Genomic DNA, 16,364 nt, shown 5'->3' with positions numbered 1-16,364 from the left:
GTCAGCCGGGCGGGCCGGTTGAGGTGGACGAAGGGGGGCATCCGGGCGGGTCGGCTGAGGTGGGGAGGCGGAGGTTTCCGGCTGGGGTGGTCGGGGTGGGGGGTGGGGTTGCTGGTGATCGTGGGGGTGCATCTGCTGGCGTCCGGGGTGGGGCCGGGGGCGGTGATCGGGGTGGTGGACGGGGTGCCGGAGACGCTCGACGAGCGGATCCTGTGGGAGCTCGGCCTCCCCCGCCTGCTGACCGCGCTGCTGGCCGGGGCGGGGCTGGGGGTGGCGGGCCTGGTGCTGCAGGCGGCGTTGCGCAACCCGCTGGCGGCCCCGGAGTTCACCGGCGTCAACCCGGGCGCGGTGCTCGGGATCCTGGGCGGGATGACCCTGGGCGTCGTCCCGGCCGACTCGGTCACCGGGGCCCTGGCCGCCGCGGTGGCCGGCGGGACCGCGGGCGGTGGGCTGAGCTGGATGCTGGCCGCCCGCCGCGACCCAGGGCAGGTGATCGTCGCGGGCCTGCTCGGCTCGGCGGCGCTGGCCGGGCTGACCACGCTCCTGCTGGCCTACCAGCCGAGCCGGTTCGGCAACGCCCTGCGCTGGCTGGTCGGCTCGGTGGAGGGCCGGGTCTGGGACCACCTGGCCACCACCTCGGGCTGGATCCTCGGCTGGATCGCGCTGGTCTGGCTCGGTTCGGCCGCGCTGGCCGTGCTGGCCGGCGGCGACGAGCACGCCGCGGCGCTCGGGCTGCCGCCCCGCCCGGCCAGGGTGGCCGCGCTGGCGGCGGCCGTGGCGCTGGCCGCCGGGGCGGCCGGTCTGGCGGGGGCGCTGGCCTTCGTCGGCCTGATGACACCGCACGTGGCCCGCTGGGCCGCACGCCACCGGCCGAGGGCGGTGGTGCCGGTCGCCGCGCTGGCCGGGGCGGCGGCACTGGCCGGTGCCGACGCCGTCGCCCAGACCCTGACCCGGCTGCTGCCGGGCGACCTGACCCACCGGCTCGGCCTGCCCACCGGCGTGGTGACCGCGCTGGCCGGAGCCGCCGTCCTGATCGCGGTGGCGCGCAAGGAGAGAGAGTCATGACCATCGACATCCGCGGCCTCACCTACTCGTACGGCACGCGAAAGGTCCTGAAGGGAGTCGACCTGACCATCACCCCCGGCGAGTTCGTCGCGCTCGTCGGCGTGAACGGCTGCGGCAAGTCCACCCTGCTCAAGCTGATCGCCGGCCTCCTCCCGCCGGACGAGGGCGCCGTCACGCTGGACGGCACCCCGCTGCGGGCCCTCCCCCGGCGCGCGATCGCCCGCCGGCTGGCCGTCCTGCACCAGAGCCTGCCGCCGGTGCCCGGCCTGACCGTCCGCCAGCTCGTCCGGCAGGGCGGCTACCCCAGCCACGGGCCGCTCCGCATGGTGTGGCAGCCCGAGCACGACCCCGGCACCGAGGAGGCGCTCGCCCTGGCCGGCGTCACCCACCTGGCCGACCGGCTTCTGGACACCCTGTCCGGCGGCGAACGCCAGCGCACCCGCCTGGCCCTGGCCGTCGCGCAGCGGACCCGGATCCTGCTGCTCGACGAGCCCACCGCGCACCTGGACGTCCGGCACCAGCTGGAGGTCCTCACCCTCGTGCGGGAGCTGCGGGAGGCGAGGGGCCTGACGGTGGTGGCGGTGCTGCACGAGCTCGACCACGCGGCCCGCTTCGCCGAGCGGATCGTCGCCCTGCGCGACGGCCGCGTGCACGCCGACGGCCCGCCGTACCGGGTGGTGACGCCTGACCTGCTCGCGGAGGTCTTCGCGGTGCGCGGCCGGGTGGTGGCCGACGAGGTGCTCGGCGTGCCCCGTGCCCTGATCGACGACCCGCTGACCGAATCGAGGACGATCTGATGACCACTCTGTGCCCGGAGTACGCCCGCGCCTGGCTGCGGCGCTGGGACGCGCAGCAGGAACGCTACGTCGCCGAGCGGGAGCGGCGCTTCGAGGTGGTCGGCGACGTCCTGCGGCACGCGCTGGCCGATCGGCCGCGGCCGCTGGTGCTGGACCTGGGCTGCGGTCCCGGCTCGCTGGCCGTACGGCTGGCGCGGCGGCTGCCGGACGCGCGCGTGATCGGGGTGGACACCGATCCGCTGCTGCTGGCGCTGGGCCGGAGCGCCTACCCGGAGGTCGCGCGCTTCGCCGAGGCGGATCTGCGCCGGCCGGGCTGGACGGCGCGGCTCGGGCTGGAGGAGGCGGCCGACGCGGTGGTGTCGGCCACCGCGCTGCACTACCTGCCGGTGGCCGACCTCGCCGCGGTGTACGCGGAGCTGGCCGGGCTGATCCGGCCCGGCGGCCTGTTCGTCAACGCCGACAACCTCTGCGACGAGCAGCCGGCCATCGCCGCCCTGGCCGCGGCGGTGCGCGGCGAGCGGGTGGGCGACGGCGAGGACTGGGCCTCCTGGTGGCGGGCGGCCGGTCAGGATCCCGTACTGGCTCCGCTGGTGGCGGCGCGCGAGGCGGGCGGGACGGTCGAGGGCGACCACCGGGTGTCCGTAGCCGTGCACGCCGCGCTCCTGCGCCAGGCGGGCTTCGCGCAGGTGGGGACGGTCTGGCAGACCGGCGACGACGTCGTCCTGGCGGCGGTGCGTCAAGCTCCATAGCCTGTATGGATGATCGACCTCCGCCAGTTCCAGGTCCTGCGCGCCGTCGCCGTGCACGGCTCGCTCGCCGGTGCCGCCCGGCACCTGCGCTTCGGCCAGCCCACGATCAGCTACCACCTGAGCGCGCTGGAGTCCCACCTGGGCGCCCGCCTGGTCGAGCGTGGCCCGGCGGGCGCGGTCCTGACCGACGTCGGGGCGATGGTGCTGGAACACGCCTCCGGAGTGCTGGACCGGGTGCAGGCGATGGAGTCGGACGTGCGGGCGAGCCTGGCGCACGGCCTGGCGACGATCCGGGTGGGCGCCTTCACCACGGCGGCGACCAAGCTGCTGCCGCGACCGCTGCGCCGGGCGGTCGCGGGCAGCGGGGTGCGGGTCGAGCTGACCGAGGCCGAGCCGCTGGACCTGCTCACCCGGGTGCGCTCGGGCGCGCTGCACTGCGCCCTGATCTACGACGTGGCCGGGGCGAAGCCGGGGTACGGGGCGGACCTGCGGGTGGAGCGGCTGTTCGACGACCCCTTCCGGCTACTGCTGCCGGCCGGGCGCGACACCCCGGACGGGCCGGTCGACCTGGCCTCGCTCGCCGGGGCGGGCTGGCTCATCTCCGAGAGCGGCTACGACCCGAGCGACCAGATCCTCATCGCCACCTGCCAGTCGCTCGGCTTCCGCCCGCGCATCGTGCTGCGCAGCGACAGCTACAGCGTGATCCACGGCTTCGTCGCCGCGGGTGACGCGGTCGCGCTGGTCCCCGAACTCGCGCTGGAGGCCGGGCACGAGGTGGTGGTGCGGGACACCGTCCAGGAGGTCGGCGCGCGGGGCATCCTGTTCGTCACCCCGGCCGGTGAAGGGCCGCCGGTGGTGGAGCGCCTGCGCGCGGAGCTCCATAGGGCGTATGGAGGGGGTCGCGACAAGCGAGGCGTTCCGCCGGGCGAGGCGGGGCTGTGACGATGCGGGTATGACCCGTTACGGCGCCATGTTCGGCCCTGACCTGACCTTCCTCGGCGTGCCGGCCTGCGCGCTCGACGAGCCGGACACCTGGGCGGACGCCGAGGTCGTCATCCTCGGCGCGCCGTACGACGGCGGCACCTCCTACCGCGCGGGCGCCCGGTTCGGCCCGGGCGCGATCCGGCAGGCCTGCTACCTGCCGCACGACGGCGTGCGCCCGTCGCTGGCCCTCGGCGTGGACGGTCTGCGCGATCTGAAGGTGACCGACGCCGGGGACGTCGAGATGTTCAGCGGCGACGCGCACGCCGCCCACGCCGCGCTGGAGCGGGCCGTGCACACCGTCGCGGCGGCCGGGAAGATCCCGTTCATCCTGGGCGGCGACCACTCCATCGCCCTGCCCAACGTCACCGGCGTCGCCCGCGCGACCGGCTGGGGGCGGGTGTCGATCCTGCACTTCGACGCGCACGCCGACACCGGCGACAGCTCGTACGGCTCGCTGATCGGGCACGGGCAGCCGATGCGCCGCCTCATCGAGTCGGGGGCCGCGCGGGGTGACCGGTTCCTGCAGATCGGGCTGCGCGGCTACTGGCCGGGGCCGGAGACGCTGCGGTGGATGGCCGGGCAGCGGATGCGGTCCTACGAGATGACCGAGGTGGTCGCGCGCGGCCTGGACGTGTGCCTGACCGAGGCGTCGCGGATCGCGCTCGACGACTGCGACGGGGTGTACCTGTCGGTGGACATCGACGTGGTCGACCCCGGGATGGCGCCCGGCACCGGCACTCCCGAGCCGGGCGGGCTCACCTCGCGGGAGCTTCTCGACGCGGTGCGGCGGCTCAGCTACGAGCTGCCGATCGTCGGGGTGGAGGTGGTGGAGGTGGCTCCGGTGCACGACCACGCGGACGTCACCGCGTTGCTGGGCAGCCGGGTGGTGCTGGAGGCCCTGTCCGGGCTGGCCCGCCAGCGGGCCGAACGACGCGGCTCGACCGGCCCCTGGGAACCGGGCGAACCACTCCTGAAGCCCTACGCGGACTGATCCCAAGCCGCCTGGGCTGGAAGCCCTGCACGGACCGATCCGAAGCCGCCTGGGCTGGAAGTCCTGCACGGACCGATCCGAAGCCGCCCGGACCAGAGGTGCTACGCGGGCTGGTCCGGGAGGCGGGCCGTGACGTCGTCGGCCAGCCGCCGCGCCGCGCCGATCATCGCCGGGAGCTCCCCGGCCAGGGCGAACACCTCCTGGACCCGGGCCTCCAGGTCCGGCGGGGCGGTGGCCAGAACCGCCGCCTCGGCGACCAGGCCCTTCTCGTTGACCACCCACCGCCGTTCGGCCCCGCAGATCCCGTGGGCCAGCACCCCGACGGCACGGAAGACGCACCCCGCGGCGTAGAAGGCGTCGCCGCGCTTGGCGCCCTTGCCGGCGGCGGTGAGGACGAACCCCGGCTCCCAGCGGGCCGCCGCGACCAGGGCCGTGCGAAGGGCGTCGGGGTAGGCCGAGACGCGTCGCCGTACCTCGGTGAGCTCCCCGGTCGGGTCGGCCAGGACCCGGCCCAGGGCCAGCTCACCGGGGTAGGACAGGGCGTAGACGCCCAGCGGGTGCCCGACCTGGTGGCCGATCTCGACGTGGCCCTCGGCGCAGTCGGCGTAGTGGCGCGCGACCCGGTCGAGGTCGCGGTAGAGCCAGTCGACCTGGGTGCCGCCGACGGTCAGCCAGCCGCCGCCGTCCACCCACGGCCCCCACCCGCCGGGTTCGGTGAGCTCGGCCGGGCCGCCGGTGAGTTCCTCGGCCGCCACGCGCAGGGCGGCGGTGTCGAGCGGGCCGCGGTAGTAGAGGCCGAGGTCCCAGTCGGAGTCGGGCCGGTGGGCGCCGCGGGCCCGGCTGCCGCCGAGGCAGACGCCGACGACCCCGTCCACCTGGGCCAGCCGGTCCGCGGTCCGCGTCAGCCAGTCAGGAAGATCCATGACTGGCCAGCATACGCACCCCTCCCGGCCAGCCGGGTCGCGCGGGACGGTCAGCCGGCGGCGGTGGGCTAGGAGGGCGGTGTAGGGGCCGCGACGTCGCCGGGGTGGTCTCAGCCGGTGGCCGTGAGGCGGTGGGCGAGGAGGGCGGTGTAGAGGGCCGCGACGTCGCCGGGGTGGTCCAGGGAGCGGCCGGTGAGCTGTTCGATCCGGCCGAGCCGGTTGCGGATGGTGTTGCGGTGGCAGTACAGCCTTCGCGCCAGCTCGGCGGTGGACTGCCCGCTCTCCATCCACGCCGCCAGCACCTCCAGCAGCGCCTCGCCGTCGGGCCGGTCGAGGACGCGGCCGAGCACCGCGGATCCGACCCGCTCGGCCAGGTCGGGGGCGGCGGCGACGAGGGCGCCGACCGGGCGGCTGTCCACGGTGGCCGCCTCGCGGCTGCCCGGCGGCAGCCCCGACCGGACGAGCTGGGCCACCCGGTAGGCGGCGGCGGTCTGCGGCAGCCGCTCGTACGGCTCGCTGATCCCGATCCGGCCGCGCCCGCCCAGCGCCGCCCGCACCCCGCGGCAGGCGGTCACGATGCCGACCTGGTCCTCGGCCCGTGACCGCCACACGCCGCGCAGCCCGATGGTCGCCAGGGCGAGCCCTGGATCGGCCACCACGCAGAGGTAGGGCCCGGTCGCCGGCAGGCCGAGCGCGTGGGCGCTCCCGCCGAGCACGCTCCAGTCGCTCACCCGTCCCTCGATGAGCGCGTCCAGCAGGAGCTGCCGCCGGTGCGCCTCCCGCTGGGCCAGGTCGAGCAGCGCCTGCTGGTAGCTCTCGGTGACGGCGACCGAGTAGGTGTCCACGAGCCTCCAGACCGAGGTCATGGAGGTGGCGAGCGTCTCCAGCGGGTAGCCGGGCTCGGCGGTCGCGCGTTCCACCATGCTCTGCCAGACGACCCGGAAGCCGATGCGGTAGGCGTGCAGGACGGTGCCCAGCGGCACGCCCTGCTCGGCGCGGCGGCGCGCGGTCTCCTTGGCCGCCCTGGCCTCGGTGGGCCGGGCCTCGGCCAGGTCGGTCAGGTGTTCGGTGAGGTTGCGCCGGTTGTCCTCGCCCACCTCGGCCAGCCGTTGCGCGGGCAGGGCGGCGTAGGTCTCGTTCTCGGCGACGATGGCGGCGAGCATCCGGCCGGCCAGCGCGGGTACCTCGGGCAGCAGGCCGGCGGCGAGCCTCGCGATCCAGGGGTCCTCCAACGGCCTCTCCTCTCCGGCAACGGCACCCAATCCTACCAATCGATCGGTAGCTGTGGCTTGGCCTGGGATGTCCGGCAGTTTTCTGCCGGTACACGGGCAGCTTCGTGCCACGCGACGGCCTTCCGGAGCGCCGCCCGTCCCGGCCAGGGTGGAGCCACCCCTGAACAGGAGGAGAACCATGCAGCAGTTGAGACAACCCTGGTGGGCCGACGCCGTCGGCCCGCAGGAGGCGGCCGGCCCGCTCCACGAGGGCGCCGAGGGCCGGGTCTATCTCGGTCTCGCGCCGGTCACCGCCACCCCGGCCGTGGTCACCATCGCCGGAGCGATGGTGGTGGCCTACGCGGCCGGGGCGCTGGTCGGCGAGACCCCACGGCAGCCGGGGTGATCGCGATGCTCCAGACCACGCCGCCCGCTGTCCCCGCCACCACCCGGGCGCTGGCCGAGACCGACCCGGGCTACGTCCGGGCGTCGCTCGCGCCGGTCACCGTGACGCCCGCCGTCGGCTTCGCCGCCGGAGTCGTGGCCGGCTACGCGCTGGCCAAGGCCATCGGCGCGCTCCCGCCCCAGCCGGAATGACCCGGACCCATCATCAAGGAGAACCCGTGCACGACACAGCCTTCCTGCGCCGGCCAGGCGCGCTGACCGACCTGCGGGTGGACGACCCGCACGGCCGGATCGCCACCGAGCAGGCGCCGGTCATGGCCACCCCCGGTCTGGTGGTGGGCATGGCGGTCGGCTACGCGCTGCTGAACGCCTTCGAGGCCGGCAAGGGCGCCGGCGGCATCCAGCTCCCGCAGCCGGGCTAACCGAACCGGCGGCCGGCCGGCCGGAACCCCTGGCACCGGCGCCCTCCGGTGCCCCGGCCGCCGGCTGATCCGCCGCAGTCCGCCGGTGCCTCCCGCCGCCGGACCGGCCGATCGCCCGCACTCCTTCCGGAAGGTCGTCACCATGCCCTCACCCTTCAGAACCAGGGCCGGGGCGGCGCTGTCGGCGCTGCTCGGCCCCGTCCCCCTGTCCCGCTCCCAGGCCCTGGGCGCCTCCGAGCGCCTGTCGGCGGTGACCTCGCTGCTGTCGAGCCTCGAACACCTCACCCACCGCCGGCATCGACGGCCGGGCGGGCTCAACGACTGGTCGATCTCCCGGGAGAGTTACGCCGGGCAGAGCCGGCCGGTGCGCCGGCTGCTCGACCTGGTCGCCGCCGAGCGCGTCAACACCGCTCTGCACGCCGGGCGGGTGGCCGCGAGCGCGGCGCTGCTGCTGCCCGGCCACGGCCGCTGGCGTGGGGCGGCCAACCTCTTCCTCGGCGTCAGCGGCGCGTTGCTCTACCCGGTGCACCGCTACGGCACCGACGGCTCCGACCAGGCCGCCGGCCTGGTGCAGACCGCGACCGGGCTGGCCAGGCTCTCGACCACGCCGCAGGTGCAGGACGCGCTGCTGTGGTACGTGGCGATCCAGTCGAACCTGTCCTACCTGGTCTCCGGCTGGGTGAAGCTGCTGGGCCCGGACTGGCGCAGCGGCTCGGCGCTGTCCGGGGTGATGCGCACCAGGACCTACGGCAACCGGCACGTGTGGCTGCTGACCCGGCGCTTCCCCCGCTCCGCCCGGCTCGTCGCGCACGGCGTGCTCGCGCTGGAGTGCCTGTTCCCGGTGCTCTACCTCAAGGGCGGGCGGCTGACCCGGCCGGTGCTGGGCAGCGCCCTGGCCTTCCACGTGGTCAACGGGTTCGTGATGGGGCTGGGGCGGTTCATCCCGTCCTTCGCCGCGATGCACCCGGTGGTGGCCTACACCAGCACGCCGCGCAGCCATCCCGCGGTCGCCGGGCGGGACGACCGCCTGCTGGGCTCGCTCGCCCTGCTGGCCGGCGCCGCGGCCGTGGGCGCGGCCTCGGTCGCCGTCAGCCGCCGGCTGCGGGTGACCGACAGCGCCCAGGGCGGGTGGACGGTGCCGACCCGGCACGGCAACGAGCTCAGCCCCATGTCGACCGTGAGCGCCGGGGGCGCCGGTCCGGTGGTCGTCTTCGAGCACGGGCTGGGCGCTTTCCCCGCGCACTTCGGCTGGTACACGCGCGCGCTCAACGCCGCGGGCGTGGAGTGGCTGGCCTGCGCGAGGGCGGGGTACGGGCCCAGCAGGCGGCTGGCGGCGGAGCCGTACACGCTGGAGGAGTCGGTCGGCGACCTGGCCGACCTGGTGGCGGCAGCCGTACCGGAGGGGCGGCAGGTGGTGCTCGCCGGCCACTCGCTGGGCGGCGAGATCGCCCGCCGCGCGGCGGTACGGCTCGGCGAGCGCGTGCACGCGGTGGTCTACCTGGACAGCTCGCACCCCGGCCAGCTCAACCGGTCCGGGCAGCAGGACAAGAACTCCGGGATGATCGACGAGACGGTCGGCGCCCTCATGGTCAGCCTGCGGCTCGGGCTCGGGGTCCTGATGCAGACGCCGGAGTGGATCAAGAACCTGCCGGCTCCGCTGCGCGGCCGGGCGATGGCCGAGTACGCCGACCCGCGCCTGTGGACCGCGGCCCGACGCGAGTGGCGGGCCGCCGAGCGCGACTTCCGCGCCTTCGACGGCGCGCTCGACCCGCTCGACACGCACGCGCTGGTGCTGTCGGCACAGCACACCGTCGACCGCGACCCCGAGCACCTGCTCATGCACCAGGACCTCGCCGCCGCCCACGCACCGGAGCGGGTCGTGCGCACCGTCGTCGTCGAGGGCGCCGACCACGACGGCATCCTGACCAGCCCGGAACACGCCGCCCCGGCGATCCGGCACCTGCTGGACTTCCTCGCCGAGATCGGCAGCCCGGCTACCGTGGAGGCCCGATGAGCGGCGCACGCGACCTGCTGGCCCGGCACTTCGGCGGCCCGGCCGGCACCGCCCGCCTGGTCGCGGGCCTGGCCCTGCTGGGCACGGCCTGCTCCCAGCACCCGCACGAGGCCTTCAGCCGGGTCATCCGGTTCGACCGCTTCGCGGCGCTCTTCCCGAACTGGCGGTTCTTCGCGCCGACCCCTGCCCAGCACGACTTCCAGTTCTACTACCGGACCCTCGACGTGGCCGGGCAGACCTCCGAGTGGCGGCCGGTGGAGCTCATCGTCGGCCGCCGGCCGCACCAGATCCTCTGGTTCCCCGAGCGCCGCGCCGAGAAGGCCGTCTTCGACCTGGGCGCCGAGATCCTCCGCTACCTCGACCGGGCCTTCGGGACGGCTCGCACCCAGCCCGCCTTCCGGCTGCTGACCGGCTACATCCGGTCAGAGATCGAGCGCTCGGGCCCGCCCGGCGTGAAGGGCTTCCAGTTCACCCTGGTCCGCAACGCGGGCTACGACGACGGCGAGGAGCCCGAGATCCTGTTCGTCTCCCCCTACACCCCGGCGGGCGGGCCGCGATGAGCGCGGGCATCGTCGGCGGCCTGGCCCGCGGCCAGCGCGCGCTGCTCGGCGGCGGGGTGCTCCTGGGCATCGTCGGCGTGGGCTTCACCCTGCTGCAGCCCGTGCTCCTGGCCCGGCTCATCGAGGCGGCCGGGCAGCACCGCCCGGTCACCGGGCTGATCGTGCTGCTGGCCGCCCTGTTCGTCGCCGACGCCGCGCTCTCGGCGGTCCAGAGCTACCTCATCGGCCGCGCCGGGGAGAACATCGTCCGCGACGCCCGGGTGACGCTGGCCGGCCGGGTGCTGCGCGCCGAGCTGGCGCACATGAACGGCCGGCGCCAGGGCGACGTGCACACGCGGCTCGTCTCCGACACCTCGCTGATGAAGATCGCGCTCACCCAGAGCCTGGCCCAGATCATCCTCAACGGGCTGATCGTGCTCGGCTGCGTGGTGATGATGGCGCTGACCGACGGCTGGCTGCTGCTGGTCACCGTCGGCTGCCTGGGCACCGCCGCCGCCTGTTCGGTACGGCTGGCCCGCGGGCTGCGCCGGGCGGCCCTGGCCAACCGGGAGGACACCGGCGAGTTCGGCGCCGACCTGCAACGGGTGCTGTCGGCCCTGCCGACGGTGAAGGCGGCCGGCGCCGAGGAGCGCGAGCAGCGCCGCCTGGCCGGGCTCGCCGACCGGGCCCGCGCCTCCGGCAACCGCGTCACCGCGCTGAACGCCCTGCTCTACCCGGTCCTGAACGTGGGGCTGCAGGCGTCGCTGGCCGCGGTGATGGGCCTGGGCATGGCCCGCGTGGCCACCGGCGCCCTGGGCACCGCGGACTTCACCGCCTTCACGATGTACCTGTTCTACCTGGTCTCCCCGCTGGTCCTGGTGTTCCTGTCCCTCGGCACCTTCCAGCAGGGCCGGGCGGCCGTGCAGCGGGTGGACGAGCTGGCCGTACTGCCGCAGGAGGACCTCGGTCTCGCCCCCGGCGCGACGCTCCCGCTGCCGTCCGGCGGCGGGCCGGCGGTGGAGTTCCGCGGGGTGAGCTTCGCCTACGGCGAGCGGCCGGTGCTCGACGGCGTCTCCTTCGAGGTCCCGGCCCGCGGGCTCACCGCGCTGGTGGGCGCGTCCGGCGCGGGCAAGACCACGGTCTTCCAGCTCATCGAGCGGTTCTACCGGCCCACCGGCGGCGCGGTCCTGCTCGACGGCAGGGACATCGCCGGCCTGTCGCCGGTGCAGATCCGCGGCCGCGTCGGTTACGTGCAGCAGGACAGCGCGGCGATGCGCGGGACGCTGCGCGAGAACATCGTCTACGCCGCCCCCGACGCCGACGAGGCCGACATCCGGGAGGCCGTTGAGCTCGCCGGCCTGACCGAGGTGGTCGCCGGGTTGCCGGACGGCCTCGACACCCTCCTCGGCGACCAGGGCGTCGGGCTGTCCGGCGGGCAGCGGCAGCGGCTCTGTGTGGCTCGCGCGCTGCTGCAGAAGCCGTCGGTGATCCTCCTCGACGAGGCCACCGCGCACCTGGACTCCGACGCCGAGTCCGCGCTGCGCGACAGCCTGCGGCGCATCGCGCGCACCTGCGCCGTGGTGGCCATCGCGCACCGCATCTCCACCGTGGTGGAGGCCGACCGTATCGTGGTCCTGGACGGAGGCCGGGTGCGTGCCGTCGGCACGCACGCCGAGCTCGTGCGCGGCGACGACCTCTACCGCCGGCTCGCCGCCGCCCAGTTCGCCGAGGCGGCGGGCGCGGCGAGAAACCCGATGGACAGCACGGCGGAAGGCGGGGCGATGGCGCTTCTCGGACCCGAGCCGAGCCGATGAGCGGCCTGGACGCGGCGGTGGCCGGCAGCGAGCCCAACGGGCTGGACGCGGCGGTGGTCGGCAGCGGGCCCAACGGGCTGGCCGCCGCGGTCGTGCTGGCCCGCGCCGGGCTGCGGGTGGCGGTGTACGAGGCGGCCGACACCATCGGCGGCGGGCTGCGCGGGGCGGCGCTGTTCGACTCCGAGGTGGTCCACGACCTGTGCGCGGCGGTGCACCCGATGGCGGTCGCCTCCCCGTTCTTCCGCGAGTTCGGCCTGGCCGGGCGTGGCGTGCGGATGGAGCGGCCGGAGATCAGCTACGCCCACCCGCTCGACGGCGGCCGGGCCGCGCTGGCCTGGCACGACCTCGACGCCACCTGCGCCGGGCTCGGCCCGGACGGGCCGCGCTGGCGGCGGCTGATCCAGCCGCTGCTGGCCCGCAGCCGGTCCCTGGTGGACCTGCTGCTGTCGGACCTGCGCACCCCCGCCGGTTTGGGAGTGGCGCCCGCGCTGGTGAGCCGGGTGCTGCGGCACGGCAGCCCGCTCGGCGCGCGCCACTTCCGGGGCGAGGAGGCGAGCGCGCTGCTGGCCGGGGCCGCCGCGCACACCATCGGCCCGCTGCCGTCGCTGCCCGGCGCGGCGGTCGGGCTGCTGCTGGCCCAGCTCGCCCACGGCCCCGGCTGGCCGCTGCCGCGCGGCGGCAGCTCGCGCATCGCCGAGGTGCTGGCCGACGACATCCGCGCGCACGGCGGCGTGCTGCACACCGGGGTGGAGATCACCGACCTGCGCCAGCTCGGCGGCGTGCGGGCGGTCCTGCTCGACGTCTCGCCGACCGCGCTGCTCGCCCTCGCCGGGGACCGGCTGCCCCGCGGCTACGCCCGCGCGCTGCGCCGCTACCGGTACGGCCCGGCCGCCGGCAAGGCGGACTTCCTGGTGTCGGAGCCGATCCCGTGGAAGGCCGCCGACGTGGGCCGGGCGGGCACCGTGCACCTCGGCGGCACCGCGGCCGAGATCTTCCGCCAGGAGCGCGCCAACGCCCGCGGCCTGGCCGGGGAGCGGCCGTTCGTGCTGGTGGTCGATCCGGCCGTGGCCGACCCCGGCCGCGCCCGGCCCGGCCGGCGGCCGGTGTGGGCCTACGCCCACCTGCCGCCCGGCTCGGACCGGGACCCGCTGCCGCTGATCCGCGCGGCGATCGAGCGGTACGCGCCCGGGTTCACCGACACGATCGTCGCCGAGCGGGGGCTGTCCGGGGCCGGGTACGCCGCTTACAACCCGAACTACGTCGGCGGCGACATCGGCACCGGGGCGATCACCTTGCGGCAGAGCGTGCTGCGGCCGGCGCCCCGGTGGAACCCCTACCGGACTCCCCTGCCGGGCGTCTACCTGTGCTCCGCCGCCACCCCGCCGGGGCCGGGCGTGCACGGGATGTGCGGGCTGCACGCCGCCCGCGCGGCGCTGCGCCACGAGTTCGGCCTGCCGGTGCCGCCGCTGAGCCCTTGAGAGCCGGTGCCGCCGCCGAGCCTTTTGAAGCGGCTCAGACCCAGCCTCGTTCGCGGGCGGTCAGGGCCGCCTGCGCGCGGGTGCCGGCGTCGAGCACTCGCAGCAGTTCGGCGATGTGCCGGCGGTAGGTGCGCAGGGACATGCCGGCCCGCCGGGCGCCCACCTCGTCCTTGCTCACCGTGCACATGCAGGTGAGCACCCGGCGCTGCGTCTCGGACAACCGGACCGGCTCGCCCTGGCCGGTGACCTCGGCGAAGCCGGTGGCCGCCGCCCACAGCCGCTCGAAGAGGCTGACGACGCCGGTGACCAGCGCGCCCTCCTCGATCAGCAGCGCGCCGCGCGAGGTGTCGCCGGGGTCGATCGGGACCAGCGCCGTGCGCCGGTCGAAGACCAGCATCAGGTCCGACAGCTCGCCCGCGACCCGGACCTGCGCGCCGCCGTCGTGCAGGTCGCGCAGGTAGCCCAGGGAGACGGGGTCGTCCAGGGCCGAGGCTCGCACGAGGGTGCGCAGCCGCACGCCCCGCCGCAGGAAGCGGGCGTCGGCCGAGCGGGCGCGGGCGAGCTGCTCCGGGCTCAGCGCGTCGTACGGCTGGGCGGCCAGCACCTCGTGGCGGGCGCCGAAGGCGAGCTGGTCGAGGTGGGCGCGCACCTGCCCGGGGTCCTCCAGGCGGCGCAGGGGCGGGTCGGGGTCGCCTGCCGTACCGGCGGGGTGGTCGTCCTGGAGCGAGCGCAGGATCGGCCGGGGGTCGGCGAGCTGCCGCATGGTGCGGTGCATCGCCTCGAGTCGCTCGTCCATCAGCAGGGGGACGGCCACGCCGGGCTCGGTGGCCCAGGTGCGCTCGTCGTCGCCCTGCAGGAGGTTCAGGTCGCGCAGGCGCGAGATCGCCTGCCTGGCTCGCTCCTCGCCGATCGCCAACGCCTGGTGGGCGTCGTGCGCCGGCGTGCACGGATGTCGCAGGAAGTAGCGGTAGACGTCCTCCTCCGCGCGGGTGAGCCCGAGGACGGACATGGTGTGGCCCTGCATGTCGCTCCTTCGTCGTGGCCGGGTGCCGGAAAGAACCACGCAGCACAAAGTAGCCGCATCAGGGGCACATCTGACCTCATGGACGCTTCGCCGTCCCAACTGGGGGCGGCGGCCCGTCCGCGCGGCACACGGCTTGTGCGGCCGCACAAGCGGGCTCAGCCGAGCCGGATGATCCCCCGCGTGGCCGCCACGGTCACCGCGGCGGTGCGGTCGTCGACGCCGAGCTTGGTGAAGACGTGCAGCAGGTGCGTCTTGACCGTCGCCTCGCTGATGCACAGGTGCGCGGCGATGGCCTTGTTGCTCAGGCCCCGGGCGACCGCGCCCAGCACCTCGATCTCCCGGCCGCTCAGCGAGCCGGGCGGCTCGGTGCGGGCCCACGACAGCACCCGGGTGGCGATGGCCGGCGACAGCGCGCTCTCCCCGCGGGCGGCCGCCCTGACCGCCTCGAAGAGCTGCTCCCGGCGGGTGTCCTTGAGCAGGTAGCCGATGGCTCCGGCGTCGATGGCGCGGGAGATGTCGCTGTCGGTGTCGTAGGTGGTCAGCACGATGACCTTGGCCGCCGGGTCGTGCTCGCGGATGCGGCTGATCGCGCTCGCGCCGTCCAGCTCGGGCATCTGCAGGTCCATGAGGGTGACGTCGGGCCGGAGTTCGAGCGCCAGCCGTACCGCGTCGGCGCCGGAGACCGCCTCGCCGACCACCTCCAGGTCGGCCTGCGTGCCGAGCATGGCGCGGATGCCGTCGCGCACCACCGGGTGGTCGTCGGCGATCAGGACCCGGACGGTCATCGCGCGGCCGCCGGGAGGCTGGCGACCACGGTGGTGCCCTCGCCGGTGGCGCTCTCCACCAGCAGCGAGCCGCCGAGCTGGGCCATCCGCTCGCGCATGATCGACAGGCCGTGGCCGGTGGCCGCGCGCCCGGGGTCGAAGCCGTCGCCGTCGTCGTGGACGTCGAGCACGATCAGGTCCTCCATGTAGGAGAGGGTCAGGGTGAGCCGCTCGGCGCGGGCGTGCCGGCGGGCGTTGGCGACCGCCTCCTGCGCCACCCGCAGCAGTTCGGCCTGGACCTGCGGCTCCAGCGGCCGGGGCGCGCCGGTGAGCACGGCGTGCGCGTCGATGCCGGTCTCGTCGCGCAGCCGGCCGGACAGCCGCCGCAGCGCCTCGGGCAGGCCGCCGTCGTCGAGCTCGCCGGGCCGCAGGGCGTGGACCACGCGGCGGCTCTCGGCGAGATTCTCCCGGGCCGCGCGCAGGGCCTGCGTCAGGTGCCGGTCCTCCGGCAGCCGCTCCTGCGCCGCCTCCAGCAGCATGACCACGCTGGCGAAGCCCTGGGTGAGGCTGTCGTGGATGTCGCGCGCCAGCCGCTGCCGCTCGGCGGCCACGCCCGCCTGCCGTTCGGCCGCCGCGCGCGCCTCCTGGGCGGCCTGCAACTGGTCGATGAGCTGCTGGCGCTCGGCGCTCTGCCGGGCCACGGTGTAGAAGTAGCCGACCGCGGTCGCCGCGCTGATCGCGATCAGCCCGGTGATGGCCAGCTCGGTCCAGGTGATCGTCCCGCCCTCGTGGTAGCTGTGCCACAGCCAGCCGCCCGCGCACGAGACCACCGCGACCAGGCCGACGCGCAGCGCGTCCATGCAGTACGGCACCAGCACGCTCAGGCAGACCACCAGGAAGGCCGAGTCGACGGCGAACAGCCCCAGGCACAGCAGCCCGCCGCCGAGCACGTACGGCGGCGGCACCTCCCCCGCCGGGGGCGTGCGCGCCACGAACCACACCGCGTACCAGGCGGCCAGCCCGGCGACCAGCGCCCAGGGCAGGATCTCGCGCACCTCCATCAGCGGCCCGGCCGAGGTCAGCACCAGCCACGAGGCGAAGAAGGCGTGCTGCCAGCGCCGCCGCGACCGCTCCCAGGACTCCACGGCACCGACGATAATCAGCCGGACGCCGGCGCGGCATCA

Annotated in this window: 17 protein-coding genes; 12 read left to right on the top strand and 5 right to left on the bottom strand. The window is 75.6% G+C overall.

The window, feature by feature from the left end; translation table 11 throughout:
* Positions 1–102: 102 nt before the first annotated feature.
* From ACIBG7_RS38270 to speB, 5 genes are read left to right on the top strand one after another with little or no spacing between them, the layout of a single operon-like run.
* Positions 103–1,065, top strand: coding sequence for an iron chelate uptake ABC transporter family permease subunit (locus ACIBG7_RS38270; protein WP_357925318.1), 963 nt, complete (start codon positions 103–105; stop codon positions 1,063–1,065).
* A complete protein-coding gene (locus ACIBG7_RS38265) occupies positions 1,062–1,862 on the top strand; it encodes an ABC transporter ATP-binding protein (protein ID WP_397339416.1) in 801 nt (266 codons plus the stop codon). Before ACIBG7_RS38270 ends, ACIBG7_RS38265 begins: the two co-directional genes overlap by 4 nt.
* Positions 1,862–2,611 carry a methyltransferase domain-containing protein gene (locus ACIBG7_RS38260; protein WP_397339415.1) on the top strand — a complete coding sequence of 250 codons (750 nt, stop codon included), beginning with the start codon at positions 1,862–1,864 and terminating at the stop codon, positions 2,609–2,611. The genes ACIBG7_RS38265 and ACIBG7_RS38260 overlap by 1 nt, the downstream gene beginning before the upstream one ends.
* A 9-nt stretch (positions 2,612–2,620) precedes the next feature.
* Complete coding sequence (locus ACIBG7_RS38255; RefSeq protein WP_357925309.1) at positions 2,621–3,553, top strand: LysR substrate-binding domain-containing protein; 933 nt, start codon at positions 2,621–2,623, stop codon at positions 3,551–3,553.
* Positions 3,554–3,563: 10 nt separating this feature from the next.
* On the top strand, positions 3,564–4,586 hold the full coding sequence (gene speB, locus ACIBG7_RS38250; RefSeq protein WP_357925307.1) for an agmatinase: 1,023 nt from the start codon (positions 3,564–3,566) through the stop codon (positions 4,584–4,586).
* A gap of 101 nt (positions 4,587–4,687) precedes the next feature.
* Here the strand turns inward: speB and ACIBG7_RS38245 are convergent, their stop codons facing one another.
* Entirely contained in the window at positions 4,688–5,509 is an 822-nt protein-coding gene (locus tag ACIBG7_RS38245; protein WP_357925304.1) for a nucleotidyltransferase domain-containing protein, read from the bottom strand.
* 110 nt (positions 5,510–5,619) lie between these two features.
* Positions 5,620–6,741 carry a PucR family transcriptional regulator gene (locus ACIBG7_RS38240; RefSeq protein ID WP_397339413.1) on the bottom strand — a complete coding sequence of 374 codons (1,122 nt, stop codon included), beginning with the start codon at positions 6,739–6,741 and terminating at the stop codon, positions 5,620–5,622.
* A 178-nt stretch (positions 6,742–6,919) separates the two neighbouring features.
* Here ACIBG7_RS38240 and ACIBG7_RS38235 point away from each other — a divergent pair, with 178 nt between their 5' ends.
* From ACIBG7_RS38235 to ACIBG7_RS38205, 7 genes are all read left to right on the top strand, one after another.
* A complete protein-coding gene (locus ACIBG7_RS38235; RefSeq protein WP_357925298.1) occupies positions 6,920–7,126 on the top strand; it encodes a hypothetical protein in 207 nt (68 codons plus the stop codon).
* A gap of 5 nt (positions 7,127–7,131) precedes the next feature.
* A complete protein-coding gene (locus tag ACIBG7_RS38230) occupies positions 7,132–7,317 on the top strand; it encodes a hypothetical protein (protein WP_357925296.1) in 186 nt (61 codons plus the stop codon).
* Positions 7,318–7,343: 26 nt separating this feature from the next.
* Positions 7,344–7,547 carry a hypothetical protein gene (locus ACIBG7_RS38225; protein WP_357925293.1) on the top strand — a complete coding sequence of 68 codons (204 nt, stop codon included), beginning with the start codon at positions 7,344–7,346 and terminating at the stop codon, positions 7,545–7,547.
* Positions 7,548–7,689: 142 nt separating this feature from the next.
* Positions 7,690–9,561, top strand: coding sequence for an alpha/beta fold hydrolase (locus tag ACIBG7_RS38220; RefSeq protein ID WP_397339411.1), 1,872 nt, complete (start codon positions 7,690–7,692; stop codon positions 9,559–9,561).
* Positions 9,558–10,121, top strand: a complete 564-nt coding sequence (locus ACIBG7_RS38215) for a hypothetical protein (protein WP_397339410.1) — start codon at positions 9,558–9,560, stop codon at positions 10,119–10,121. Before ACIBG7_RS38220 ends, ACIBG7_RS38215 begins: the two co-directional genes overlap by 4 nt.
* Positions 10,118–11,914 carry an ABC transporter ATP-binding protein gene (locus ACIBG7_RS38210; protein WP_397339409.1) on the top strand — a complete coding sequence of 599 codons (1,797 nt, stop codon included), beginning with the start codon at positions 10,118–10,120 and terminating at the stop codon, positions 11,912–11,914. The genes ACIBG7_RS38215 and ACIBG7_RS38210 overlap by 4 nt, the downstream gene beginning before the upstream one ends.
* Positions 11,911–13,392 (top strand): phytoene desaturase family protein, encoded by a 1,482-nt coding sequence (locus tag ACIBG7_RS38205; protein ID WP_397339408.1) that lies wholly within the window; start codon positions 11,911–11,913, stop codon positions 13,390–13,392. Before ACIBG7_RS38210 ends, ACIBG7_RS38205 begins: the two co-directional genes overlap by 4 nt.
* 34 nt (positions 13,393–13,426) lie before the next feature.
* On the opposite strand, the gene ACIBG7_RS38200 is transcribed toward ACIBG7_RS38205, so the two are convergent.
* The 3 genes from ACIBG7_RS38200 to ACIBG7_RS38190 all read right to left on the bottom strand — a co-directional run bounded on the left by ACIBG7_RS38200 (position 13,427) and on the right by ACIBG7_RS38190 (position 16,325).
* Positions 13,427–14,416, bottom strand: coding sequence for a hypothetical protein (locus ACIBG7_RS38200; protein WP_397339407.1), 990 nt, complete (start codon positions 14,414–14,416; stop codon positions 13,427–13,429).
* 155 nt (positions 14,417–14,571) lie between these two features.
* The gene (locus ACIBG7_RS38195; protein WP_357925276.1) at positions 14,572–15,201 is read right to left on the bottom strand and encodes a response regulator transcription factor; all 630 of its coding nucleotides are present in this window, start codon (positions 15,199–15,201) and stop codon (positions 14,572–14,574) included.
* The gene (locus ACIBG7_RS38190; protein ID WP_397339406.1) at positions 15,198–16,325 is read right to left on the bottom strand and encodes a sensor histidine kinase; all 1,128 of its coding nucleotides are present in this window, start codon (positions 16,323–16,325) and stop codon (positions 15,198–15,200) included. Before ACIBG7_RS38190 ends, ACIBG7_RS38195 begins: the two co-directional genes overlap by 4 nt.
* Between the last annotated feature and the right edge of the window lie 39 nt (positions 16,326–16,364).

The organism is Nonomuraea sp. NPDC050328, assembly GCF_044459405.1.
Classification (GTDB): Bacteria; Actinomycetota; Actinomycetes; order Streptosporangiales; family Streptosporangiaceae; genus Nonomuraea.
The sequence above is the reverse complement of the archived record's forward strand: the minus strand, read 5'-3'. Positions and strand labels throughout refer to the sequence as shown.